A 24,767-nucleotide genomic window follows, 5' to 3' on the forward strand; every position below is an offset into this window, starting at 1 on the left:
ACTGAAATACTCCTTTAAACTTTAACAATAATTATGAAGGACGGTGATTTTGTGAGGCATATTTTTTGATAACTTTGGTTAATTAACATTAATAAACACAAAAATGAGTTTAATTGACCTACTTACAGGGAATACGGGCAACCAGGTTGCTGAACAGGCTGAAAACAAATTCGGAATCAGTAAAAATCAGGTAATTGCTTTATTAGCGGTAGCTGCTCCTCTTATTATTTCTTACCTTAGAAACAAATCTCAGGATTCTAAAGAAGCGGAAGCTTTAAATAATGCTTTAGATAAAGATCATAACGGAAGCATCCTAAACGACGCTTCACAAATTGAATCAAGACAGGCCGAAGGCGGATCTATTCTTGATCATATCTTTGGAGGACAAAAAAGTACTGTTGAAAACCAGCTGTCACAAAACACTGGAATTTCAATAGACAAAATAGGTCCTATTCTTGCTATGCTGGCACCAGTTGTAATGGGATACATCGGACAGCAAAAACAGCAAAATAATGTAAGTGCAGGTGGCTTGGGTGATCTTTTGGGAGGAATCCTTGGAAATGCATCCAATCAGGCGCAGGCCCAGCAGTCCAATCCTTTGAATGACATTCTTGGAAGTGTTCTTGGAGGAGGCGGACAATCCCAGTCATCCGGAAATCCCCTGAACGATATACTTGGAAGTGTATTGGGTGGCGGAAACCAACAGCAAGGTGGCGGAGGCCTAGGCAGTATCCTCGGCAATATTTTAGGAGGTAAATAATTAATTTAATTTTCATAAAAAAGACCGGAGATCTGATCTTCGGTCTTTTTATTTGATTACTTTTTTGTTTTTTCTGCAGAAGCTGCAAATGATTTCGAGGCCTTTCTCGGTCTTCTTTTACCATAGCTGCCGGAATGAATTTTTCCTCTTCTTGATTTTTTATCTCCTTTTCCCATAGTAATATGTATTGGTTATCATACGAATTTAGAAAATACCTTGTTAAAATCCAATTAATGAGGCTGTTAAAATTTTATAAATTAAAAAGGGAAGCCGTAAGAGGGAGGCTGGAAGTTGCTATCAGGTCACTATCTTTATTATTGATCTTTAAATCAATTATTCTTAAAAACAATTTGTGTATTAGTACTTGAGTACTTCCTTCTTCCATCTTCCGGCACTCAGCTTCTTAAACTTTTATCGTTTTCCACTTTCCCTTCTTAAACAGAATAAATGCGACTACTGTAATCAAAGTTTCTGCGGCCGGAATTGAAATAAAAACTCCTTTGGGGCCCATGCCAAGGTGCTTAGAAAGAAAATAGGCCAGAGGGATCTGAAACAGCCAGAACCCGAAAAGATTCACCCAGGTAGGAGTCCAGGTGTCCCCCGCTCCATTGAATGCATTGATCATTACCATTCCGATTCCATAAAAAATAAATCCGGTACTCATAATCTGAAGCGCATTTTTGGCAAAATCCTTGATAGCCATTTCCTGAGTAAAAAAACCGACTAAAAAATTCCCCATAAAAATAAATATAAGGCTCACCACCAGCATAAAGATAACATTATATTTCACTGTTTTCATTACTGACTGTTCCGCTCTCGTCATTTCATTCGCTCCCATATTCTGCCCTACCAGAGTGGAAGCAGCGTTACTCAGTCCCCAAGCCGGAAGCATAAAAAACATCATCAGCCTTAAAGCGGTCTGATAACCGGCTGAAGCATTCTCTCCTCCTGTAGTGGCCACAAGTTCTGCAAGGAAGATCCAGCTGCATGAGGCGATAACAAACTGAAAAATTCCGGGGGTTGCTATTTTGACAATGGATTTGATTAATTCATAATTCGGTTTAAAATAAGGAATCCTGATACGAATCTGAGTATCTGCAATCAAAAGATGATACAACTGATATATGACTCCAATACTGCGTCCTATGGTGGTTGCCAGAGCCGCTCCCGTCAATCCCAAAGCAGGAACAGGACCAAGACCTTTTATCAGAACCGGACAGAGAATAATATTGGCAATATTTGCGATCCATAAGCTTTTCATTGCAATCATCGCATTCCCAGCACCTCTGAAAATACCATTGATTAAAAATAAAAGCATAATAACCGTACTGCTTCCCATCATAATTCTGGTGAAATTTTTTCCATATGCCGCAGCTTCAGGTTTAGAACCCATCAGAATCAGAATTTCTTCTGCATAGATGACTCCCAATAAACTTAAAACAAAAGTAATAGCGAATGAAACCAGCAATACCTGCGCCGCACTTCTGGAAGCCTGTTCAGGGTTTTTCTCACCAATTCTTCTTGCTACCAAAGCCGTTGCTGCCATACTCATCCCAATCGCAATAGAATACATAACAGAAAGTACAGATTCGGTAAGCCCTACAGTTTGAATTGCAAAACCACTTTCTTTCAGATGACCGACAAAATACAGATCAACAAGTGCAAATACAGATTCCATAGCCATCTCCAGCATCATGGGAATCGCTAAAAGCAATACAGCACTTCTGATATTCACTTTTGTAAAATCAGTTTCTTCGCCGCTGAAGGCTTTTTTCAAAAACTCAACATATTTTGTCATTTCGCAATTAATAATTTATATAATCCCAAAAATACAAATCCAATTATTAGCAAAACTTAGCAATTGGTAATAAAATTTAATTTAGATTTGTATATTCTTAAAAATTATTCTTATGAAAAAAATAATCTCTACTACCTTTCTATTGGGAATGCTACTCACTGCGGGTATGCTTTCTGCTCAGGAACTGACTCAGGAAAAGATGAAAGCCATTTATTCTGATGATGTAGCAACATTCAAAAAGCAGTTTACACCAGGAGATTACAACAAATGCTTCACCATTGGAAATCAATCGTATTCACCCCTTGGTTTCAGTATAACTTCTGATAGAAGAAACATTATCCGATTCCTTTTGGACAATAAAGCCAATGTTAATAAAAAATGTCAGAACAGAACACCACTGGAAGTAGCTGATGACACCAAAGGTAGTGAAGAAGTAAAGAAAATTCTGATCGAAAGAGGTGGTAATAGAAATTAAAAAATCTATAAACAATATATGAAACTTCCGAAAGGGAGTTTTTTTTATTTATAAAACCTGCAAAAATCTTATCTTTGCCAACGAAAAATTCAAGGTTCGGAATTGGACCTTAAATATTGAACTTTAAACAAATAATTATGTTTCGATCACACACCAACGGAGAGCTATCTCTGAAAAATCTGAATGAAGAAGTTACACTATCAGGATGGGTACAGACCATCCGTGATAAAGGATTTATGATTTGGGTAGATCTTCGAGATCGTTACGGAATTACCCAGCTGGTTTTTGACCAGGAGCGTTCTTCAGCACAGTTGATGGAAGAGGCTAAAAAACTGGGCCGTGAATTTGTGATTCAGGCTACCGGAAGAGTTATTGAGAGAGTAAGCAAAAATCCTAATATTCCAACAGGAGAAATTGAAATTCTGGTAGAAAAACTGACAATCCTGAATGATTCTCAGCTGCCTCCTTTTACCATTGAAGATGAAACTGACGGTGGTGAAGAATTAAGAATGAAATACCGTTATCTGGATATCAGAAGGAATCCGGTAAAAGATAAACTGATCTTCCGTCACAATATGGCACAGAAAGTAAGAAATTATTTGTCTGACGAAGGTTTCATTGAAGTAGAAACTCCTGTTCTGATCAAATCTACTCCGGAAGGGGCAAGAGACTTCGTGGTACCAAGCAGAATGAATCCGGGACAGTTTTATGCATTGCCACAGTCTCCACAAACATTCAAACAGCTTTTGATGGTAGGTGGAATGGATAAATATTTCCAGATTGTAAAATGCTTCCGTGATGAGGATTTAAGAGCCGACAGACAGCCGGAGTTTACACAGATCGACTGTGAGATGGCTTTTGTAGAGCAGGAAGATGTTATGAATGTATTCGAAGGAATGACCAAAACTCTTTTAAAAGATATTACAGGTCAGGAATTCGGGGATTTCCCAAGAATGACATTCGCAGATGCGATGAGAAAATATGGGAATGACAAACCTGATATCCGTTTCGGAATGGAGTTCGTAGAACTGAATGAGCTGGTAAAAGGAAAAGAGTTTAAAATATTTGATGATGCTGAACTGGTTGTCGGAATCAATGTAGAAGGATGTGCAGACTATACAAGAAAACAGATCGATGAACTTGTTGACTGGGTAAAACGTCCTCAGATCGGTGCTTCAGGAATGGTTTGGGTAAAATTCCAGAATGATGGAGTAAAGACCTCATCAGTGAACAAATTCTATAATGAGGAAGATTTAACAAAAATCATCGAAAAATTCGGAGCAAAAGAAGGAGACTTAATGCTGATTCTTTCCGGCAATGAAAATAAAGTAAGAGCCCAGCTTTCAGCCTTGAGAATGGAGCTTGGAAACCGTTTGGGATTAAGAAAAGGAAATGAGTTTGCACCACTGTGGGTAGTTGATTTCCCTCTATTGGAGTGGGATGAAGATACAGAAAGATACCACGCCATGCACCACCCATTCACGTCTCCAAAGCCAGAAGATATCCATTTACTGGAAACTGACCCTGGAAAAGCAAGAGCCAATGCTTACGATATGGTTCTGAACGGAAACGAAATCGGAGGAGGTTCTATCAGAATTTTTGATAAAGATCTTCAGTCTAAAATGTTTGATTTATTAGGATTTACCAGAGAAGAAGCTGAAGCGCAGTTCGGATTCCTTATGAATGCCTTCAAATACGGAGCGCCACCGCATGGAGGTCTGGCATTCGGGTTTGACCGTTTGGTAGCTATTCTTGACGGAAACGAAGTCATCAGAGATTATATCGCTTTCCCTAAGAACAATTCAGGACGAGATGTAATGATCGATGCGCCTGCTTCGATTGCTGATGCACAGCTCGATGAATTAGAATTACAATTGAATTTAAAAGCATAAATATAAAGCGGGGTATTTGCCTCGCTTTTTTTATTTCACCACACTTCATTAATTTGTTAATAGAATAAACTTTTATGCTGGTATAAAGTAAGTTTTGGCAAGCATATCAAATACCGGTGAAATAACTTAGTTTAAAATCTGATAGTAAAAATTAATACAAAAACAGGAAACCACCGAAATTAATACATGTTTAAAATAAAAATACAATAAAACAATCATTATATTATGTTATACACAAGCATAATATTTTATTAATATATTTACGGCATACAGCTGAATTATAATGAAGACTTAATCAAAACTTAGGAATTGGTTTATTTTTATAATCTTTTGCGTAGGGTAATAATATAGCTGTTCATATTTTACAACCTGATCACCAAACCAAAATTAAATAATATGAAAAGCAAACTATTTCTATTATCAGGATGCCTTATTTTGGCCCTGAACTCGTGCAGGTCGGACATTGAAAATACGCAAACAGATTCAATGGAGCCAACAGCACAGAATTTAGCCAATGCAAAAATTCACAAATTATTAATCGACGGAAAATACACGTACATTAATGAAGTAAATGGAGAATATTTTTATGCAGAAGATATTACGATCAGCCCCGAACAGTTTAACACATTAAAGGTGAAGGCTGATCCTGGAGCATCAACAGCTCAGAAAAGCACCATTGTAAGCTCCTTTATTAAGACATGGCCTGACGCAACAGTCTATTATACGCTACCCAGCCAGGGCAGTATGAGCACTCAGAATTATAATACATTCCTTACCAATATCAACAAAGCGTTTGATTTGATTTCTTCTCAAACCAGTGTTCAGTTTGTAGAACGCACCAATCAAACAGAATACATTACCTTTACGTATACAACGAGCAACAGTTCTCCACTTGGATGGCAAAAGAACAGAGTCAATGGTATTAAAATTTATAATATTACTTATCCCGCAATTATTGCTCACGAAATAATGCATTCTATGGGAATCATGCATGAGCAATGCCGCCCAGATAGAGATCAGTACATTATTGTAGATGTTAACAAAGCTGTAGAAGGAAGCCGTCACAACTTCAATCTTTATAATGATTACGCAGGATATGGTGCATTTGATTTCGGTTCAGTCATGATGTATCAGTCTACGGATTTTGCTATTGACCCAAGTCAGCCTGTAATGACTAAGCTGGATGGATCCACTTTTACCAAGCAACGAACAGGTCTGTCTGCCGGTGATTATGCAGGAATAAATCATTTGTATGGACCTGTGAATGCCACTTCTGCAATCAACGGAACTTATACAATCAAAACAGCTTTAGCGAATGATAAAAATGTAGATATTTCCGGAAGTTCCACTACAGATGGCACCAGTATCATTCTGTATTCAGCTTCTACAGGGAATAACCAGAGATTTACTTTCAGCAAATCAGACCATGGATACTATATCATCAAATCTATATTAGATCCAACAAAAGTATTAACCGTAAAAAGTAACGGGACAACGAATGGAACAGCAGTTGAATTAAGAACCAATTCTAATACGGATGCACAGAAATGGTTATTATTCAATCTAGGAAATAATGGATTTGGATTCGCTCCCAAGAATGCGCCGGCACTGAGATTAGAGGTAAAAAATGGATCAACAACCAATCTCACCCCTATTGTCATTGGCACTACAGACCAAACGGTTCAGCCTTCCACAAAACAACGCTTTATCCTTACAAAAGTTAACTAAACTTTTTTATACCAAAAAAGAGATTAGAAAATAAACTTTCCAAGAATAATTCAGAACGAGATGTAATGATTGACGCTCCTGCTTCTATTGAGGATGCACAGTTTGCCGAAATGGAATTACAATTGAATTTAAAAGCATAAATTTAAAGCGGGGTACTTTCCTCGCTTTTTATATTTAAACGAAAATTCGACAGATGAATAAATCAGAGGAAAAAACAAGTAATCCGATCCCGAAAAACAAAAAATGGACGCCATGGACCATTGCAATCACCATCATTGGATTGGTTGGCCTTTTTTCCTTATTTCACGGGATCGGCTATTCAAAATATAAAGATAGTTTAGATTTTAAAGCAGGTTATTTTGTAATCGGAATTCTTATTCTTGCTCCTGTTTATTATTATATTCATACTATTATCGAAAGTGAAAAAGGATTTCCACTAGAAAATTTCAATAAAGATCTGATCATTCAGGATATAAAACGGTACAAAATCTGTGGTCATGTAGATTTGAGAAATGCTATGATAGAAAATTTTATTTTTGGTGTAGGGAAAGATCAAAATGATTATGTTAATATTTCTTACAACAAAACAGACATTGAATTTATAAAAACCAAAATCACTGTAGAATACACGGAAGAAAACTCTATCCGCCGTTTACTTACAGCATATACCAATGTTGATAAAATAACTTTAAAAGAAATTTTTAAGAATCAGTACTCTTCAACAACCGTATACTTTGACAAATATATTCCCGGACATTATTATCTTGATCTGGAGTTCCTGCAAAACTGGAAAAAATAAAAGCGGAAACTCAATCCCGCTTTCTTATCTGTAAAAAATTATTTCATTTTTAGCATTTGCTGCCTTCCAGGACCAGTCGAAAGATAAGCCACCGGAATCTCTAATTCTGCTTCCAGAAATGATAGAAAATCATTCACTTCTTTTGGCAGCTCTGAAGGACTTTTCATAACTGAGAAATCAGCATTCCAGCCAGCCATCTTTTTCAATACAGGCTTAGCATTTTCAGGCAGTGTTGAAGCACTCGTTTCGATAGTCCCATCTTCCAATTCATAATGGGTGCAAACCGCCACTGATTTCAAGCCACTCAAAACATCTGCTTTAGTCAGAACCAGCTGAGTAACCCCATTGATCATTACCGCATACCTTAAGGCAGGCAGATCAAGCCATCCTATTCTTCTTGGCCGGCCTGTGTTGGAACCAAATTCATTCCCTTTCATTCTGAGATCATCTCCAAATTCATCTAAAAGTTCCGTTGGAAATGCACCATTTCCCACACGGGTACAATACACTTTCGCTATTCCGTAAATATCACCGATCTTTTTCGGCGACACACCTAAACCACTACTCGCCCCTGATGCTGTTGTTGAGGATGACGTTACATACGGGTAAGTACCGTGATCAATATCCAACATCGCTGCCTGAGATCCTTCTGCCAATACTTTTTTACCTTCGGATAAAGCTTTGTTAAGATAAATTTCAGTTTCTGTACACTTGAATTTTTTAAGGAATTCCACCGCATCAAAAAATTCTTTACTGATCTCTTCTAAGGCAGGCAAAACAATCATACCTTCTTCTTTCAGCATTTTGTAATCTCTATCAAGAATCTGCTGCGCCCTGCTTTGAAAATCTGATGAAAATATATCCCCTACTCTCAGGTTCTGTCTTAATATTTTGTTTGAATACGCCTGGGCAATTCCATTTTTTGTAGTTCCGATCGTGGTATACTCAGGACTTTGTTCCATAAAAATATCCGAGAGCTTATGCGTTGGCATTACCAGGTGCGATTTTTTGGAAATAATAATATTGTTTTCCGGCCGAATGGTTTCGTCAAATACCTGAAGATTCAGAATTTCTTTTTTAAAACTTACAGGATCAATGACCGTTCCTGTTCCGATCACATTCTGTACCTCTTCCATAAAGATTCCTGAAGGAATCATTTTAAGGGTTATTTTCCGCCCTTTTCTCTCTATACTATGCCCAGCGTTAGCTCCGCCATTAAAACGGGCTGTAATGTCATAATTTTCACTGATCAGATCAATAAACTTTCCTTTACCTTCATCTCCCCATTGTAATCCTAATACAATATCCATATTCGTACTTTAATTTTTATAGGACAAAGCTATGACAGTCAATAAGAAAGACCATTGTCATTTGGCAAAAAGAAAATTCTGTTGTACAATGTATTGACTAAGATTGGAAAATTTGCCTGGAAGCGCTCAAACACATCACCTTATCACTCTCTAACTTATACCTAAACTATATTTCTTCTGATGCGGCTGAGAGACGAAGGAGTAACGCCCAAATAGGACGCCAGCATAGACTGCGGAACCCTGTTGGCAAGGCCCGGATAATGATTTAAAAAATGAATATAACGGGATTTAGCATCCTGGTTCAGCATGATACTTGCCACCTTCAGTTTATTCTCTACAACAAAGGCGTGGATCCTTGCAAACAAAACCGGCCATACCGCGATTTTCTCTTCCAGAATTTTAAAATGATTAAGATCGATCACCAATAGTACTGCATCGGTAATCGCTTCAATATCTTCATGGGCAGGAAGCTGATCGGTAAAACCTTGAAAGTCTCCTATAAACCTCCCTTCATAGATGAAATACCGGGTAAAATCATCTCCCTGTTTGTTATAATATAAAGAACGAAAGACTCCCTCTTTCACAAAAGCAATTCTTTGACTTACCTTCCCGGCTTCTACAAAAGGTTCCCCTTTCTTTACTGTGATTTCCTGAATTCCTTCAGCAATCAGAAGTTCATCCTGAGGATTAAGTATTCCGAATTTTTTGATATATGTAAAAAGCTCTTTCATATTTTATAACCGCAGATTACGGAAATATAAAGGTATAAAAGTCGCTGGTAAAAACAATTGTCTTTTGGTAACAAAAGTTTATAAAAGGTACCACATAAGTTTCCGGCGGCATATTAATTGCTTGATTTTTAAAAACGTAAGACAATGAAAGCAATTTGGAACGGCGCCATTGGCTTCGGTTTAGTCAACATTCCCGTTAAAATTTACTCTGCAACAGAAACCACAAAACTGGATCTCGATATGCTCGATAAATCAGACTTTTCCAATATCCGGTTCAAAAGAGTCAATGAAAATACAGGAAAAGAAGTAAAATGGGAAAACATCGTTAAAGGTTACCTCATGGACGACAAATATATCGTTCTTGATGAGGAAGATTATGAAGCGGCAAGCCCTGAAAAGACAAAAATACTTTCTATTGACCAGTTTGTCAAAGAAGAGGAAGTAGACAGTGTTTATTTTGAAACCCCTTATTATCTGGAACCCCAGAAAAATGGAGAAAACGCTTACAGGCTTTTATTGAAGGCTCTTGAAAAAACAGGTATGGTAGGCATCGGGACATTTGTACTTCGTGACAGCGAAGCTATCGGAATGATACGTCCATACAACGATGAAATTCTGGTCCTGAACCGCTTAAGATTTGACCAGGAAATAAGAGATTACACAGACTTAAAAATCCCTGCTCAAAAAGCCCCGAAACCTGCAGAGCTCAAAATGGCAGTAAACCTGATAGAACAGCTTTCCCAGGAGTTTGATCCCGCTATGTATAAAGATACCTATTCTGATGAACTGATGAAGATCATCAGACAGAAGGCAAAAGGCAAAAACATAAAAGCGAAAAAAGCCCAGCCTGCACACGAAGGTAAAGTGATTGACCTCATGGCACAGTTAAAGGCCAGTCTGAACAGTTCCAAATCCAAATCCGCATCATAATGGCACTTAAAGATTATCATAAAAAACGAAAGTTCGATGAGACCAGCGAACCTAAAGGAAAAACAAAGAAAAGTAAGGATAAGCTTATTTTTGTGATTCAGAGGCATGCCGCCAGCAGACTTCATTATGACTTCCGCCTTGAAATGGAAGGGGTGCTGAAAAGCTGGGCCGTTCCGAAGGGACCTTCATTAGACCCAAAAGATAAACGTCTGGCGATGATGGTAGAAGATCATCCCTATGATTACAAAGATTTTGAAGGAAATATTCCCGAAGGAAATTATGGTGCAGGACAGGTAGAAATCTGGGATAGCGGAACATATGAGCCCTTGGAAGAAAATTCTAAACTTTCTGATGAAAAAGAGCTGCTGAAAGAATTGCATGCAGGTTCCTTAAAATTCATCCTGCATGGTAAAAAACTGAAAGGAGAATTTGCCCTGGTCAAAATGAAAAATACAGATGAGAATTCATGGCTGCTTATCAAACATAAAGATGAATTTGCAGAAAGCCCTTATGACGCTGAAGAGAATACCTCTCCAAAATCTCTGGTCACCCAATTTTTAGAGGAAAAAAAAAGCCTAAAAATAAAGGAAAAAAAGAAGTCATAACTACTGAGAAACCTTTCAGAAGTTTTAACTCTTTAACAAACGAAAAAAAGCTTAAATCCTATATCAAACCGATGCTGGCTAAGCTTTCCGAAGAAGCATTCAACGATAAAGACTGGATCTTCGAAATAAAATGGGACGGCTACAGAGCTATTGCAGATCTCACTCATGAAGTTCCACTATTCTATTCCCGGAACGGAATTTCATTTTTATCAAAATTCGATAAAATCAGCCAGGATTTCGATAAGCAGAAATATCAAATGATTCTGGATGGCGAAGTTGTCGCCTATGACGAACAGGGAAAGCCCGATTTTCAACTTTTACAACAAATCGGAGATAACCCCGGAGCAGCCCTTGTTTACCAGGTTTTTGACCTCCTCTGGCTGAACGGTCATTCTACTGAAGAACTTCCGCTCATTCAGCGAAAGGAACTTTTAAAAGAAGCTTTAATTGAAACTGATAGGATTAAATATTGTGACCATATTCCTGAAAAAGGGATTGAGTTTTTTGTACAGATGAAAAAAATGCAGCTGGAAGGTATGATTGCAAAGCGGGCGGACAGTTTATATATTGAAAACCACAGAACCAGTGACTGGCTTAAAATAAAATTTTCAAATACTGAAGAAGTAATTATTTGTGGTTTTACAGAACCGAGAGGATCCCGTGAAAGTTTCGGGGCATTGATACTGGGGAGATACATTAATCAAAAGCTTACGTATTGCGGCCATACAGGTACAGGATTTAATAAAACGTCTTTGAAAGAGCTTTATCAAAGACTTGAGAAATTAATTGTACAATCCTCCCCTTTCGAAAAAACCCCTAAAACCAATATGCCTGTAACCTGGATCAAGCCGGAACTGGTATGCGAAATCAAATATTCTGAGATTACCCGGGACGGAATATTCAGACATCCTGTTTTTATAACCGTCAGAGAGGATAAAGGACCAGAAGATATTAAGGAATCATCCTTCACCGAAAAACCTAAAGAAATGAAGACAAAAACATCATCTAAAAAAACTGAAAATTCTGAAAAAGAAAAGGAGATCACATTAGATAAGCATAAAGTTAAACTGACCAATCAGGACAAGATCTATTTTCCTAAAGAAGATATTACGAAGGGAGATGTTATTGACTATTACCAGTCTGTGGCGACTTATATTTTACCTTATCTAAAGAACCGTCCTCTTTCTCTGAACCGTTTTCCGAACGGAATTGAGAAACAGGGATTCTATCAGAAGGATGCAGGGGACACCATACCGGATTGGATAAAAACCACGCAGGTATATTCTGAATCGAATGACAAATACATTGATTATATTTACTGTAATGATAAAGCAAGTTTGGCCTATCTGAATAATTTAGGATGTATTGATATGAATCCATGGAACAGTTCACTTCCTGACCTTGAACATCCTGATTATCTTGTTTTGGATCTTGATCCATCAAAGAAGAATACATTTGATGATGTCATTGAAACCGCTCTTCAGGTGAATGAAGTTTTACAAGCTATCAAAATAAAAGGCTACTGTAAAACTTCCGGAAGCACCGGTATTCATATTTATATTCCGATGGGTGGTAAATATGATTTTGACCAGGTAAAAGACTTCGCTCATATCCTGATGAAACAGGTGAATGAAAGACTTCCTAAACTCACTACTTTAGAACGAAGTCTTCAGAAAAGAGATACTCAAAAAATCTATCTCGATTATCTGCAGAACAGAACAGGTCAAACTCTGGCAAGCGCCTACAGCTTAAGACCCAAGCAGGGAGCCTCAGTCTCTATGCCTTTGGATTGGGATGAACTGAAACCTGGGCTGAAACCTGCAGATTTTAATATTAATAATGCTCTGGACAGAATCAAAGAAAAAGGCGATTTGTTCAAACCAGTCTTGGGTAAGGGAATTGATATGATAAAAGCCCTGGAATTGCTGCAAAATATTGAATAATTTATATACTTTTGCCGGAAATTATAATCATGGAAAACACATTGAATGTTCCGGTAACTTTTAATGAAAATATTGTACGTAACCAATTGTGGAAATATTTTTATTATTCATGGAAAAAGAAACTCCCCACTATTTTTAGAAATTTATGTTACACTCTTCTTGCTCTTTTTGTTTTTGATAGTCTTATCGGTAATAAAAGCAGGTATGATTTTTTACGATTTGCATTTATATTTTCCGGGGTAATCTGCATTTTCTATGTTATCTACTTTTTTTATCAGAAGGCTAATTATTCCATTAAACTAGATAAACATATTGATGAGTTGAAAGGTTACCATGCTATAACAGAATTATATTTTGATGAAGACAGCATTCTTATCAAAAGTGAACAGTTTGATGTAAGAAGTATCTGGAAAAAAGTCACCTATGAAGTTTCGAATAAAATCATATTCATCCATATTGAATTAGGTTCAGTCTTCACTTACCTTGTCAGTAAAGAAGAAACCAATCAATATGAGGAAATTCTTGATTTTTTAAAAAGTAAAGCAAGACCAAAAGGTAAATAATTTCCATTTGAATTGTAAAGAATAAAAAAACACCTGCATTAAACAATACAGGTGTTTTTTATATCAATGAATTACTTATTGTAAATATGTACATCTCTTTGCGGAAAAGGAATTCCGATTCCTGCTTTATCGAGAGCTTCTTTACAATCAATAATCAATTCTTCGTTCATCAACCAGAAATTTTCTGTGGAAGTACTCACTCTTACGGATAAATTGACAGCACTTTCTCCAAGTTCTGTTACCATTACCTGTGGCGCAGGAGTTGAGAGCGCATATTGATTCTTTTTAATGACTTGCATCAGAATTTCCTTGGTCTGTTTTAAATCCGCATCATAGGCAACTCCGATATCCAATGATGTTCTCCTTGTTCCCAGCTGAGTAAAATTGGTAATGCTATTATTTGACACTACTCCGTTAGGAATAACAATCAGCTGATTTTGTGGTGTAATCAGTTTTGTATGAAAAATATCGATTGCCTGTACCGTTCCTGAAACTCCGGAACTGGTAGAAATGAAATCTCCGATCTTAAAAGGCTTTAATAATAAAATTAAAATTCCACCGGCAAAATTCGTCAGGGATCCCTGTAACGCCAAACCTACAGCCAAACCGGCAGCACCAATCATGGCAACAAATGCAGAAGTCTGTACTCCCAGCTGCGTTACAACAACAATGAACAACAGAATATTCAGTCCCCAATTGATTATATTTAAAAGAAAATGCTGAAGAGAAGCTTCCATATTTCGTTTTTTGAAAGCTTTTTCAATCAGCTTTTTAATCATTCTGATCATCCATGTTCCAATAAGGTAGATCAATAATGCAGAAATAATTGCAGTAAAAACTCTAGGTGCCCATGAAATTGCTGAAGAGATTAATGTATCCCAATGCTGTTGAATCTTGTTCAGTTCTAAATCGTCCATTTTTGTATTGCGTATGTGTTTTATAATGTATATCAATAAACTATTGACATCTTTTACAAGATTATATAAGAGTTTTACCTTTCCCTACTTAAGCAAAAGTAAATCCTATTGATTCTTAAAATAGATTGGAAGCAGAACGGAATGTTCAGCTTTACTCAATAATTATTCAGAAATTGAATCTTGCAGGAAGAAATAATTTTCGGGTCATAGAATTACAAAAACGGTACCGAAGTGTGGCAACTTCAAAGAAAACCACAATCAATCCAATATCGCTTAAGGTAATTTTGCTGCCAGACTTTCTGGTAAAAGCCTAAGAATATGGTAAATAACTTTCCATTTAAAGTTTGGAACAATGGTAAAAGAGCTTCCTGCATTGACAATAAATTTTGCCACATAATCAGGCTCCATAATCAATGATTCATTCAACTCCAGCCCTTCATTGATTTTGGTTCTGATATAACCGATGACCAAAGCATTTACAATGATTTTACGGGCAGCCAGTTCCTGTCTTAGTCCGGCCAGGAACTGCGTAAATGCGGCTTTTGTGCTTCCATAGACAAAATTACTCTTTCTTCCTCTTACTCCGGATAATGAAGAAAGTCCAATAATTCTTTCCAGATTCTTATTACTGTTATCGATTGCAATAATACTCAGAATGGACACTCCACCCATATAATTGACCTCCATCATTTGTCTGGCGCCCTTAAAGTCTGCTAAAGCTTTTTGATTATCTACTAAAAAGCCTGCTGCATATACCACAATATGAGGTTTTACTGCAAGATCAGAATAGAATTTCTGATGAGAATCAAAATCTGCAGCATCAAAATACAGAACAGAAACTCTTGACTGATCCAGATTGTTTGAGCTGATAAAATTTTCCAGTGAGGTAGTATTTCTGGAAGCAGCAATCACTGAAAATCCTTTTTCAAGGTATTGTTTTATGCATTGTTTAGCAACATCTGAATTAGCACCAAGTATAAGAACTGTTTTGTTTGTGTTTTGACTCATAGAACAAAGATAATTTTTTTATTAAACACTAATCCTATTAATTGATTCCACAAATAGGCACAAAAGGCCACCAAGAAAATATGATTTATGAGATCAAACCTTATACAAAAAAAGCTGCGGCGGGTGAACAAAGTTCACCCGCCGCAGCAAAATATCTTCAGACTGAATTATTTCTTTTCTTCAGTGGCTGTTTCTTTTTTATCGTCTGCTTTATCCGCAGATTTTGCTCCAAAACGAGCTTCAGTCATTTCTCTTGAAACCGCAGCTTTTTCGAATTTCAGCTTTCCGGATAAAGTTTCAATGACAAAACCGTCATCCTGCACCTGAGCAATTCTTCCATGAAGACCTGATGTAAGGACTACTCTTGTTCCTACTTTAAGGTTTTCCTGAAAATTCTTTTCCTGCTTCTGTTTTCTCATCTGAGGTCTTATCATCAGGAAGTAAAACCCTACAAACATCACACCCATCATAATCAGCATCATTGATGAAGATCCTTGTGGCTGTGCCTGTAAAAATAATGTCAGCATATCTTAATTGTTAAGGTTGAATGTTCGCAGTGAACGTTAATCTGATTGGAGATTTTTCTACGTTTGCAAAAACATCAGCATATTTCTGAACATTTCCGTCAAAGCTTGAAGAATCAAAATGCAATGTCACTTTACCTTTTTTACCAGGCATAATCGGTTCTTTTGTAAAGTCCGGAGCTGTACATCCGCACCCTGGCTTCACTTCAGAAATAATCAAGGGGTTTTTCCCTGTATTGGTAATTTCATATACGTGCTCTACTTTATCTCCTTTTTTGATTTTTCCGAAATCAAAGCTGTTTTCAGATAAAGCAACAGAGGTAGATGGTTCGTTAGAAACCGGAGCCGCTTTATCATGAGTTACAGAAGTTCTTGTAGAATCAACAAGTAACGGAGTTGTAGCTGCAGAATCAGTAGTTGCAGTTTCAGTACCTTGAGTTTCCTTGTTTTCTTTTTTACATGAAACTAACCCAAAGCCTATAATTGACAAGGCGATAATTGATAACGTCTTTTTCATTTTATATTCTATTTTGATCTTTACAATATTTATCTAAAATACCATTGATGAAAATATTGGAACGGTCTGTAGCAAATACTTTTGCAATTTCAATATATTCATTAATGATGACTCTTGAAGGCGTGAAAGCAAAGTTATCAAGTTCAGCAATCGCCGTAGACAAAATTACTTTATCCATTAAAGAAACTCTTTCCAGATCCCAGTTTTCAAGTCTTTCTTCCAGTTTCTTCTCGTTGTTTTCCCAATTGTTCAGTGTATCTTTCAACAGTTTTGCAGCAAAAGTTTTATCATCCTCATCTTTAATCATTTTGATTAAAGTTCTGCTTTCTTCATCCTCTCTCAGGAAACCAATAGTCTTCTGCACCATTGAGTTGGCAATGTGGATATCATCATACCATGAAAGTTCCTTATCCCCCAGATAATCATGAAAATCCTCATTTTCAGCGATATATCTTAAAAATAATTTACCGATAAATTTCTGATCTTCTTCAAAGGAGTATCCTTCTTCTTTCATGAAATCCTGATAACGTTTCCCTGCAGTAATTCTTTGGAAAGTTTTGACCAATAAATCATCATGCATATCCCATTTCAACTGCTTATGCTGGCCTGTAAAAAATAATCTTTCAGGATTCTCTTCCAGTTTAAGCAATACCTGGTTGTTGATGAATTTTTGGTTAGGATTGATATCAGCATCAGTCTTAAGAAACTTATTCTTACCAATTTCGATCTGATGTTCTGCCAATTCTTTCAGAGCTACCAAAAAATTGAGCTGGTAGATGTACAGATAATAGATTTTCTCTATCCCAGCAAACATGTTTTTCTCTAAAACATCAAATTTTACAGGATTCTGGTAGTATGAATACACGGTCTGTACTACTTTTTCACGGATTTGTCGTCTTCCTAACATTCAAAGAGCTTTTTTATGGGTGCAAAGATACAAAATTTAAAATTGATGAAATTCGTAGTGTGATGACATTTTTGTAATTTTGTCAAACTATATGAAAGCGCTAAAAACCTTAAACCCTTATTTTTGGAAACACAAAATACTATTGTTTTGGGGGGTACTATTTATCATTGCCAGTAATTTCTTTAATATATATAAGGTTCAGTTTGTAGGGAAATCCGTTGATGAGCTTACAAAAAGTGGTAATCTTGGCTTCAATCAGCAGGTTTTAATTTATGTTGGGATTATTGTAGGATGTTCTCTTCTTACCGGATTCTTCACCTTTATGATGAGACAGACCATTATTGTTGCTTCCCGAAGGATAGAATATGAGCTTAAAAATAAAATTTACAGACATTATCAGGATCTGTCGTTAACAGATTATAAGCAGACCACCATCGGAGACTTAATGAACAGACTGAGTGAAGATGTTGTTGCTGTAAGAATGTATCTGGGGCCGGGAGTGATGTATGTAGCCAACCTGATCGTTCTTGTGCTGATCACGGCAATTTACATGGTAAAGACAGATACCTCCATGACGATGTGGACTTTACTGCCACTTCCGATTTTATCTTATGCAATTTACAAAGTAAGTTCGATCATTAATAAAAAGTCGAAGATCATGCAGAAAAGCCAGTCTGCAATTTCCACTTTTGTTCAGGACAGCTTTTCCGGAATCCGTGTCGTAAAATTCTTTGCAAGAGAAAAATATATTGAAAAAAATTACGGAATCAAAGTTACTGATTATCAGAACAAGGCTTTGGATCTTGCCAAAACAGAAGCATATTTCTTCACTATTATTCTTTTTGTCATCGGATTGCTGAACGTTGCCGTTATCTTGATAGGTGGTACAAAATACATTGCCGGAGAATTAAGCATTGGTAAAATTGCTGATTTCTTTATGTATATCAACACTCTTATTTTTCCATTCTCCATGGTAGGGTGGGTTACTTCCGTAAATCAGAGGGCTGAGGCATCTATGCAGAGAATCAATGAATTTATGGATAAAAAATCCGAGATCATCAATACTAATTTTGAAAATTATCCTATTAAAGGAGATATTGAGTTCAGGAACGTTTCTTATGTATATCCGAATACGGGAATCAAAGCCCTTGATAACTTAAGCTTTAAAGTAAAAGCAGGGGAATCTTTAGCAATTATGGGTAAAACCGGGAGCGGAAAGTCGACAATCGCATTGCTTTTATGCAGATTAATTGATCCTAGCGAAGGAGAGATTCTGATTGACGGTAAAAACCTGAAAGACCATAATCTGACCAACTACAGAAATTTTATCGGGTACATACCGCAGGAGAGCTATTTATTTTCCGATTCTATTGAAAACAATATTGGCTTTGCCATTGATAATCCATCTCACGAGAAAGTGGTAGAGTATGCCAATATTGCAGATGTTCATAAAAATATTGTAGAGTTTAAAGACCAATATAAAACACTTGTGGGTGAACGGGGGGTTATGCTTTCGGGAGGTCAGAAACAAAGGATTTGCATCGCCAGAGCCTTAATTAAAGATCCTAATATCATTATTTTTGACGATTCCCTGTCTGCTTTAGACACCGAAACAGAGCAGAATATTCTGGAAAATATTGACCGGAAAATAAGCAACGCGACTTCTATAATTATCACACACAGAGAGTCTAGCGCCCAAAAAGCTCACCAAATTATTAACCTGACTGAAATTACCAATTCTGTAACCGCATAGCCATTTCGTTCTCAATTGTTAAATAAATCATAAAAAAAATTTTGTGATTAAAAGAATTCTTTTATATTTGTTCTTAACAAGATTAAAAAATATCTAACAATGAGTGAATACAAGGAACGCCATGAAAATGAGATTTTCACGAAGGTGTTAAAAGCAGGGAGAAGAACTTATTTCTTTGATGTGCGCGAGACGAAAGCAGGAGATTATTATCTTACCATCACTGAGAGTAAGAAGAATTTCGGAGAGAATGGGGAAGCTACATTCGAGAAGCATAAAATTTACCTTTACAAGGAAGATTTTAAGAGTTTCCAGGAGATGTTTAATGAGTCCACAGATTTCATCATTAATGAAAAGGGTGAGGATGTAATTTCAGAAAAACATGACAAAGACTTCAAGAGCAGATCTTACACAATAGATTCTGACGACGAGGTTTAAAAAAAGAATATCTAAAAACACAAGCATCTGAAAAAGATGCTTTTTTTATGCATAGCAGACTTATTATAAAAGAAAAAAGGTACACTATTGAAAGTGCACCTTTTTCTGTTTATTTACACATATTCACGTTTGATCTGTGATAATATAGCGGGATCCTGTATTTCATTATCTTTTGCCAGTAATAATACTTTGGACAGTACTTCTGCCGACTTTGGATCATCATCGGCAAAAGGAAGGAATAATCTTCCTCTCTGCTGTGAATGCACAGGAAGAATCGACAGATACTTACCCGGAACCTGGTGGACTACAGCACTTCCTAAATGCACACTATATTCTGCCATCCCACCTTTTACCAGAACATGGGAACCTTCAATCCTAATATTTTCGAGTTTAAATAATCTGGCAGTCTCTTTCATCAGTACTGCCCTCATCTCAATGGATGAATGACTGGCCTCTGGATCCACTCCCCCTACATGGGCAACAGATACTACAAGGTCTATATCACGCATCACCTCTGAGAATAACCTCGGATCAATATCTTCAAAAGGAATATTTTTATAGTCCTTTAAGGAATGGAATTCTATTGTTTCGAGGGTAGGACTTTCTATGTCAGCAGGTGAAAACCAGTCAGCCAATGCATACAGCTTAACCTGGAAGCCTTCTTTGTGATATACCTTCTGAAGTCCTTCTTCATAATCTACCTTCCATCCTCTTGTTTTAAGCAATGCTAAAGTTTGCTTAGGTTGAATCTGATGTCCGGCATAGCGGCGCGATATGGATTTCTCCTTCAATTCGTCCGACGTAGGAATATATAATTCACGGAAAATTTGTTTAAACGGCTGAACAAGTTTTTCTTTAAAGCAATAATGCTGATAATCTGCCCATACTGAAGATTGGTGTAAATCCACACAATGTGCAATGCGTAACGTATGTTCATCATTGAGTTCCTGAATTTCCCCATGAGCATTCACAAGCTTCCCATCATGAAAAAATCCTATTGTATGATCATTGGAAATAAATACCAGCTTCTGAAGATGCTTTACAATAACAGGATGTTCAAAAAGGGTTGTCATTTCCTTCAAAAGAAACTGATCTCCTCTTATCATCGCTTCTTCCAGTCCCTTTCTCGAACGGTTCCATTGCTCACGCATAATCTTGCGGTAATTTCCTAATTCAATGACCGCCTTATCCTTTTTGATTTTTGGGGGAATAGATTTCAGCTGTTTATGATCTCTGAAGACTACAAGTTCTGCTTTTCCGCTATCTTCTATAATCAGTCCTACTGTAACTCCATCAATTGTCACCTGCATTTCCCTGGATAACAGTCCCTGAATCTGTTTGGTTTCCATAGCCCAGGTAAGTCTTACCGGATCTGGATATCCTGCATTTCGGGCAAGATTTTCCAATGCCACCCTAATGGCCAAAGCCTCACTTGCCTGCTTCATTGACCCAAACTCCTTACTTTCTTTTTTAAACTGCTGGATATATTCATACCGGCTCAATACATCTTTTTCAGGATTTGCCTTGCTCAAAGGCACCAGCCCATAGACACGCAGGTAATCCTGATCTCTCTTCTCTTTTACTTTTGCTGTTACTTCTTTTATTTTTAAACTTCCGGTCAGCGTATCAGAATAAAGTCTTGCCCTACGGTGTCCGTTGCCGTCAGAAATATATTTTGCGGATTCATACAACATTTCCCAGCGGTTTTTGCCTAATTCTTTATAGGCCTTGGTAAACCAATCTTTATCTACAGCCCCGTCTTTAAATTCCTGAACATCTACCGAAGAATATTTAGCAACCTCACTTTCCAGTTTTGCATTCTGAGCTTCGTAGGCGCTTGTTTTGGTATGGGCATGCATCCACCATATTGCAGAATCCAGTCCTTTCCACCCCAGATAAGTACTGATCAGTTTCTGCCATTGCGGTGCATAGACAGCAGCCTGTATCAGGCGGAGCTCAGTAATCTTCTCCTTCTTTACCATTTCATTGAATGATTCCTGGGTGTCAGTTTCTAAAGGATAACTATTGGAGATAAGCATTGAAAATAGCTTTTGCCTGGTCATATTTTCATTTCCATAGCTGTATATATAATTGGCATACAGCCCTGATTTACCAAGACCTTTTAAAATCTGAATGAATCTATGGGTTCCATAAATGGCTTGGAACTGCTGTACAAAATGGGAAACCGGAGTATTGGCATCGCCACGAACCAGCTCTACATCAAGGAATTTATTCTGAATCTCATCAATCATAGGCTTCAGAAAAGGAAATAGCTCGGTATATTTTTCATTATTCGGATGAAATTTTATTGCTGTAAGGTCTCTGATTGCCGAATCTGCAGTGAGAATTCCCTCGTAAAGTTCCTCTTTAGTGATAGCTTTTAATTCATAGGCTTTGCAAAATAAATAAAATGGAGGAACGGCAAACTTTCTGTTTTCTTCCAAACCGTTATATTGCATCCAACGGTATAAATTCCACAGCTTGATATATTGCTCATCTTTGAGATTTCTTAATGGGACTGCCATTAAAAATACATTGAAAAAACCTAATTCCTGCCAGCCATTCCCTCTGTTATAGCTGTAATAATATTCATTTTCATCTTTTCCTTTATAGTTGATAATATCTTCCGGAAGATTAGCAAACAAGGTACTGCAGGCATCTATCAGGAAGTCTGTTTTTTCTTTAAACACAAATGTATGCTGTAAAGAATGGAGAATAAAATTGATGGGATTATTCCAATAATAGCCTCCTTTCATAGGATTAGGCAGTATTTCCTTATGATAAAAGACATAATCCTGTAAAAAATCTCTGAACTTTTTCCGGTCACAGTTTTCAGCAAATGTTATTAAAAACAAATCTCTCGGCTGTAATCCTGATTCTATATACCATTGCTTCCATACTTCATGCAGTGGGTAGTTGGCGGCGAGCTGTTCCGGAGTAAAACCTTCGGTATTTCTTTTGATCTGGCGGAATTCATTCCCCAATAAAACTGTAGTTACAGCGCCATCCCAGTTTTCGGATTCGTACTCATAGTTTCTGTTTTGCAGATATAAATCATTGAGCTTTTTAAGGTGCTCTTTGATGTGATCAACAGATTGTGTGAATCCATATCGGTCTTTTTCAGTTGCCTGTGCATATATTGAGTCTTTTTCAACCTTTGGCAAAGTATATTCTGATATTTCTACAGGATTATAAAATCCAAATCCATTTTCCGGAGAAAGGATTTTTTTATCTGAAGAGGGATTAAGCTGTTCAAGTAAGCTCCGTTCTCTTTCCGATATTTTTGATCTCTCGCTGTACTCTTGCACCCATCGGCTCATCTGAGCTACTGCTCTTTTAGATTTTTGAAGCTGAATCATGATGTCAAGCGATGCGGTTCTCTGTTCTACATCTCCTTTTGCAAGAAGCTCATTTACCAACGGGATTATTACTTCGTCATCCTGTTCTACAACAAGCTCTATAAGTTTTTTGCGGAGTGTTCCTCCTTTTCTTTTAAACATCTCGAAGAAAGTCATAATCTCTTTTTTGCTTAAAGGATTTTGCAGCAATACATTAATTCCTGAAGCGATCAAAGATTCTCCTCTGTCTCTGATAATCTTAAAGGCAAATTCTTTTTGAAACGCCGTAACTTTTTTACTTTTCTTCGTGAGTCCATATGAAAGAGAGTAACAGTAGAATTCACCCAATATATTTCTCGTTAAAAGCTCACGCAATGAAAGATCAAACTGATCAAAATATGAAATTACAATGTCCAGCTTTTCATGATCCTCTCCTACCAGATAGAACATGGATGCATAAAGATCACTTTTTCTGAAAGTAGCATTAAGCCATGAGAATATTTTCCCCTCAAATTTCTTCTCTTTGATCTCTATTTGCTGCGTAAGGGTATGCAGCTTTTCAAAGAACGCAGGATAATCGGGATTGTTGATAAAAAACTTTGATTCTGTATTGACGCTGAGCAGCCCTGACATTGAACTGGCTGCAAAAGCCAAAACCTGCACATCACCATTGGCCACAGCTTTATAGTACAGAGGCATCTGGATATAAGGATCATGAGTCTCTACAGCAAATTTTATTGCCAGACACTTTTTTTCTATGTTTCCATTATCAAAAAGTTCGTGAAGATAAGGTGTTGTTTTTTCTACATCCCATACTGACTGAACCCAAAGTGCCATATAGGCTTCATTATTATTCTTACTTTTCACAGCACCAGGAATCATCTCCGGATTTTTGAAGTAAGTTTGAGCCAGTGAAATAATATTTTTAACAACGGTTTCTTTTTCAGCCTCCCAACCGAGACCTGTCCATGTATCTATAGAACGTACAACAGAGGAAAAGCGGGTTAGTTTATGCTCAATGATAACATTAATCATATATTCTAAAGCACCCACACTTGTTTCATCCAGAGCCTCCAGGATAGTCTGCCTTAAGCCTTCCTGTCTCTGGGCTGCCAGTAAAAGTTTTTCCACCAGCTCCCAACAGCGCTTCTGTTCACTGTTTAAAAGGGCTTTTATGATATTTCTTGAAACTTTACCCTCAGGATGTTTGTTGAAAATAATGTCCTCAATCAATTGGTAAACAGACGTATTTCCGGTATCAATTGCAGCCGACCAAATGTAAAACTGACTTGAGTTATTCGTCAATGCATGATCATATATAATCTGCTCTTCCAGTGTAAGATCAAAATAATGATCTCCTTCATCATAGGAATATGTGTGAGGAAGCTGTAACAGCTCTCTTATCAGATTGACCTGATTGATCTGAATGTATTTTTGATTGTGAGGAGCCCGGAAAGAACGGCGATAATAACCCGTCTGGTACATTTTATAAGGCATTCTGTCCCATGCGTATTTTACCAATGCTGCATTTTCACCAAAGAAATATATCAAAAGATTGTAATACGCCTTATTTTCCCAGATATCAGGTTTGATTAATTCCTGAAATTGTAAAGATTCCTTTGACCCCAGTGTCATTGCCTGAAAATAGTTGGTTTTACCTTTGAAGAGAATTCCAAGCTCAGCAACTTCTTTTTTAATGATGGGTTTATCAGGAAAAATATCCGATGAAGTTCCTTTTTCCGCGCGCTCCAATAAGTCTTTCCTTAGTTTTTCGTGATAATTTTTAGCCAGTTTTTTCGATTCTAATTTTTTTGTGATTTCCATGTGCTGTATT

Annotated in this window: 21 protein-coding genes; 11 read left to right on the forward strand and 10 right to left on the reverse strand. The window is 37.0% G+C overall.

What is annotated here, in order from left to right; translation table 11 throughout:
- Window positions 1–103: 103 nt before the first annotated feature.
- The gene (locus tag AC3FI7_RS13660; protein ID WP_291900119.1) at window positions 104–760 is read left to right on the forward strand and encodes a DUF937 domain-containing protein; all 657 of its coding nucleotides are present in this window, start codon (window positions 104–106) and stop codon (window positions 758–760) included.
- Between the two features lie 56 nt (window positions 761–816).
- Here AC3FI7_RS13660 and AC3FI7_RS13665 read toward each other — a convergent pair whose 3' ends face one another.
- A complete protein-coding gene (locus tag AC3FI7_RS13665; protein ID WP_142725431.1) occupies window positions 817–936 on the reverse strand; it encodes a 30S ribosomal protein THX in 120 nt (39 codons plus the stop codon).
- 227 nt (window positions 937–1,163) lie between these two features.
- The gene (locus AC3FI7_RS13670; RefSeq protein ID WP_491460316.1) at window positions 1,164–2,558 is read right to left on the reverse strand and encodes an MATE family efflux transporter; all 1,395 of its coding nucleotides are present in this window, start codon (window positions 2,556–2,558) and stop codon (window positions 1,164–1,166) included.
- A gap of 112 nt (window positions 2,559–2,670) precedes the next feature.
- Between AC3FI7_RS13670 and AC3FI7_RS13675 the strand changes: the two genes are divergently transcribed.
- The 4 genes from AC3FI7_RS13675 (at window position 2,671) to AC3FI7_RS13690 (ending at window position 7,452) form a co-directional block, all read left to right on the forward strand.
- Window positions 2,671–3,033, forward strand: a complete 363-nt coding sequence (locus AC3FI7_RS13675) for an ankyrin repeat domain-containing protein (RefSeq protein ID WP_142725433.1) — start codon at window positions 2,671–2,673, stop codon at window positions 3,031–3,033.
- A 137-nt stretch (window positions 3,034–3,170) separates the two neighbouring features.
- A complete protein-coding gene (gene aspS, locus AC3FI7_RS13680) occupies window positions 3,171–4,925 on the forward strand; it encodes an aspartate--tRNA ligase (RefSeq protein WP_142725434.1) in 1,755 nt (584 codons plus the stop codon).
- A 396-nt stretch (window positions 4,926–5,321) separates the two neighbouring features.
- Window positions 5,322–6,653 (forward strand): M12 family metallopeptidase, encoded by a 1,332-nt coding sequence (locus AC3FI7_RS13685; RefSeq protein ID WP_491460317.1) that lies wholly within the window; start codon window positions 5,322–5,324, stop codon window positions 6,651–6,653.
- Between the two features lie 193 nt (window positions 6,654–6,846).
- The gene (locus AC3FI7_RS13690; RefSeq protein ID WP_491460318.1) at window positions 6,847–7,452 is read left to right on the forward strand and encodes a hypothetical protein; all 606 of its coding nucleotides are present in this window, start codon (window positions 6,847–6,849) and stop codon (window positions 7,450–7,452) included.
- Window positions 7,453–7,490: 38 nt separating this feature from the next.
- Here the strand turns inward: AC3FI7_RS13690 and AC3FI7_RS13695 are convergent, their stop codons facing one another.
- Both AC3FI7_RS13695 and AC3FI7_RS13700 read right to left on the reverse strand, forming a co-directional pair.
- Window positions 7,491–8,762, reverse strand: a complete 1,272-nt coding sequence (locus tag AC3FI7_RS13695; protein ID WP_491460319.1) for an adenylosuccinate synthase — start codon at window positions 8,760–8,762, stop codon at window positions 7,491–7,493.
- A gap of 161 nt (window positions 8,763–8,923) precedes the next feature.
- Window positions 8,924–9,493, reverse strand: coding sequence for a Crp/Fnr family transcriptional regulator (locus AC3FI7_RS13700; RefSeq protein ID WP_343659960.1), 570 nt, complete (start codon window positions 9,491–9,493; stop codon window positions 8,924–8,926).
- A gap of 144 nt (window positions 9,494–9,637) precedes the next feature.
- Here AC3FI7_RS13700 and ku point away from each other — a divergent pair, with 144 nt between their 5' ends.
- From ku to AC3FI7_RS13720, 4 genes are all read left to right on the forward strand, one after another.
- Window positions 9,638–10,423: a non-homologous end joining protein Ku gene (gene ku, locus AC3FI7_RS13705; protein WP_343659961.1), complete on the forward strand. Its 786-nt coding sequence runs from the start codon at window positions 9,638–9,640 to the stop codon at window positions 10,421–10,423.
- Window positions 10,423–11,028 carry a DNA polymerase ligase N-terminal domain-containing protein gene (locus AC3FI7_RS13710; RefSeq protein ID WP_491460320.1) on the forward strand — a complete coding sequence of 202 codons (606 nt, stop codon included), beginning with the start codon at window positions 10,423–10,425 and terminating at the stop codon, window positions 11,026–11,028. The genes ku and AC3FI7_RS13710 overlap by 1 nt, the downstream gene beginning before the upstream one ends.
- Window positions 11,029–11,099: 71 nt before the next feature.
- Window positions 11,100–12,971 carry a DNA ligase D gene (gene ligD, locus AC3FI7_RS13715; protein ID WP_491460321.1) on the forward strand — a complete coding sequence of 624 codons (1,872 nt, stop codon included), beginning with the start codon at window positions 11,100–11,102 and terminating at the stop codon, window positions 12,969–12,971.
- A 29-nt stretch (window positions 12,972–13,000) separates the two neighbouring features.
- On the forward strand, window positions 13,001–13,534 hold the full coding sequence (locus tag AC3FI7_RS13720; RefSeq protein ID WP_142725442.1) for a hypothetical protein: 534 nt from the start codon (window positions 13,001–13,003) through the stop codon (window positions 13,532–13,534).
- Between the two features lie 71 nt (window positions 13,535–13,605).
- On the opposite strand, the gene AC3FI7_RS13725 is transcribed toward AC3FI7_RS13720, so the two are convergent.
- The 5 genes from AC3FI7_RS13725 to AC3FI7_RS13745 form a co-directional block, all read right to left on the reverse strand.
- On the reverse strand, window positions 13,606–14,451 hold the full coding sequence (locus tag AC3FI7_RS13725; protein ID WP_491460322.1) for a mechanosensitive ion channel family protein: 846 nt from the start codon (window positions 14,449–14,451) through the stop codon (window positions 13,606–13,608).
- A gap of 273 nt (window positions 14,452–14,724) precedes the next feature.
- The gene (locus AC3FI7_RS13730) at window positions 14,725–15,459 is read right to left on the reverse strand and encodes an SDR family NAD(P)-dependent oxidoreductase (protein ID WP_491460323.1); all 735 of its coding nucleotides are present in this window, start codon (window positions 15,457–15,459) and stop codon (window positions 14,725–14,727) included.
- Between the two features lie 167 nt (window positions 15,460–15,626).
- A complete protein-coding gene (yajC, locus tag AC3FI7_RS13735) occupies window positions 15,627–15,986 on the reverse strand; it encodes a preprotein translocase subunit YajC (protein WP_002976292.1) in 360 nt (119 codons plus the stop codon).
- A 10-nt stretch (window positions 15,987–15,996) separates the two neighbouring features.
- A complete protein-coding gene (locus AC3FI7_RS13740; RefSeq protein WP_343659969.1) occupies window positions 15,997–16,500 on the reverse strand; it encodes a DUF1573 domain-containing protein in 504 nt (167 codons plus the stop codon).
- Window position 16,501: 1 nt separating this feature from the next.
- Window positions 16,502–17,407 (reverse strand): transcription antitermination protein NusB, encoded by a 906-nt coding sequence (locus AC3FI7_RS13745; protein ID WP_002976290.1) that lies wholly within the window; start codon window positions 17,405–17,407, stop codon window positions 16,502–16,504.
- Window positions 17,408–17,498: 91 nt separating this feature from the next.
- Between AC3FI7_RS13745 and AC3FI7_RS13750 the strand changes: the two genes are divergently transcribed.
- Both AC3FI7_RS13750 and AC3FI7_RS13755 read left to right on the forward strand, forming a co-directional pair.
- A complete protein-coding gene (locus AC3FI7_RS13750; protein ID WP_491460324.1) occupies window positions 17,499–19,160 on the forward strand; it encodes an ABC transporter ATP-binding protein in 1,662 nt (553 codons plus the stop codon).
- Between the two features lie 99 nt (window positions 19,161–19,259).
- Entirely contained in the window at window positions 19,260–19,595 is a 336-nt protein-coding gene (locus tag AC3FI7_RS13755; protein WP_002976288.1) for a DUF3276 family protein, read from the forward strand.
- Window positions 19,596–19,708: 113 nt separating this feature from the next.
- Here AC3FI7_RS13755 and AC3FI7_RS13760 read toward each other — a convergent pair whose 3' ends face one another.
- On the reverse strand, window positions 19,709–24,757 hold the full coding sequence (locus AC3FI7_RS13760) for a DUF4132 domain-containing protein (protein WP_491460325.1): 5,049 nt from the start codon (window positions 24,755–24,757) through the stop codon (window positions 19,709–19,711).
- Between the last annotated feature and the right edge of the window lie 10 nt (window positions 24,758–24,767).

The organism is Chryseobacterium sp. TQ-BC-N36, from assembly GCF_058382295.1.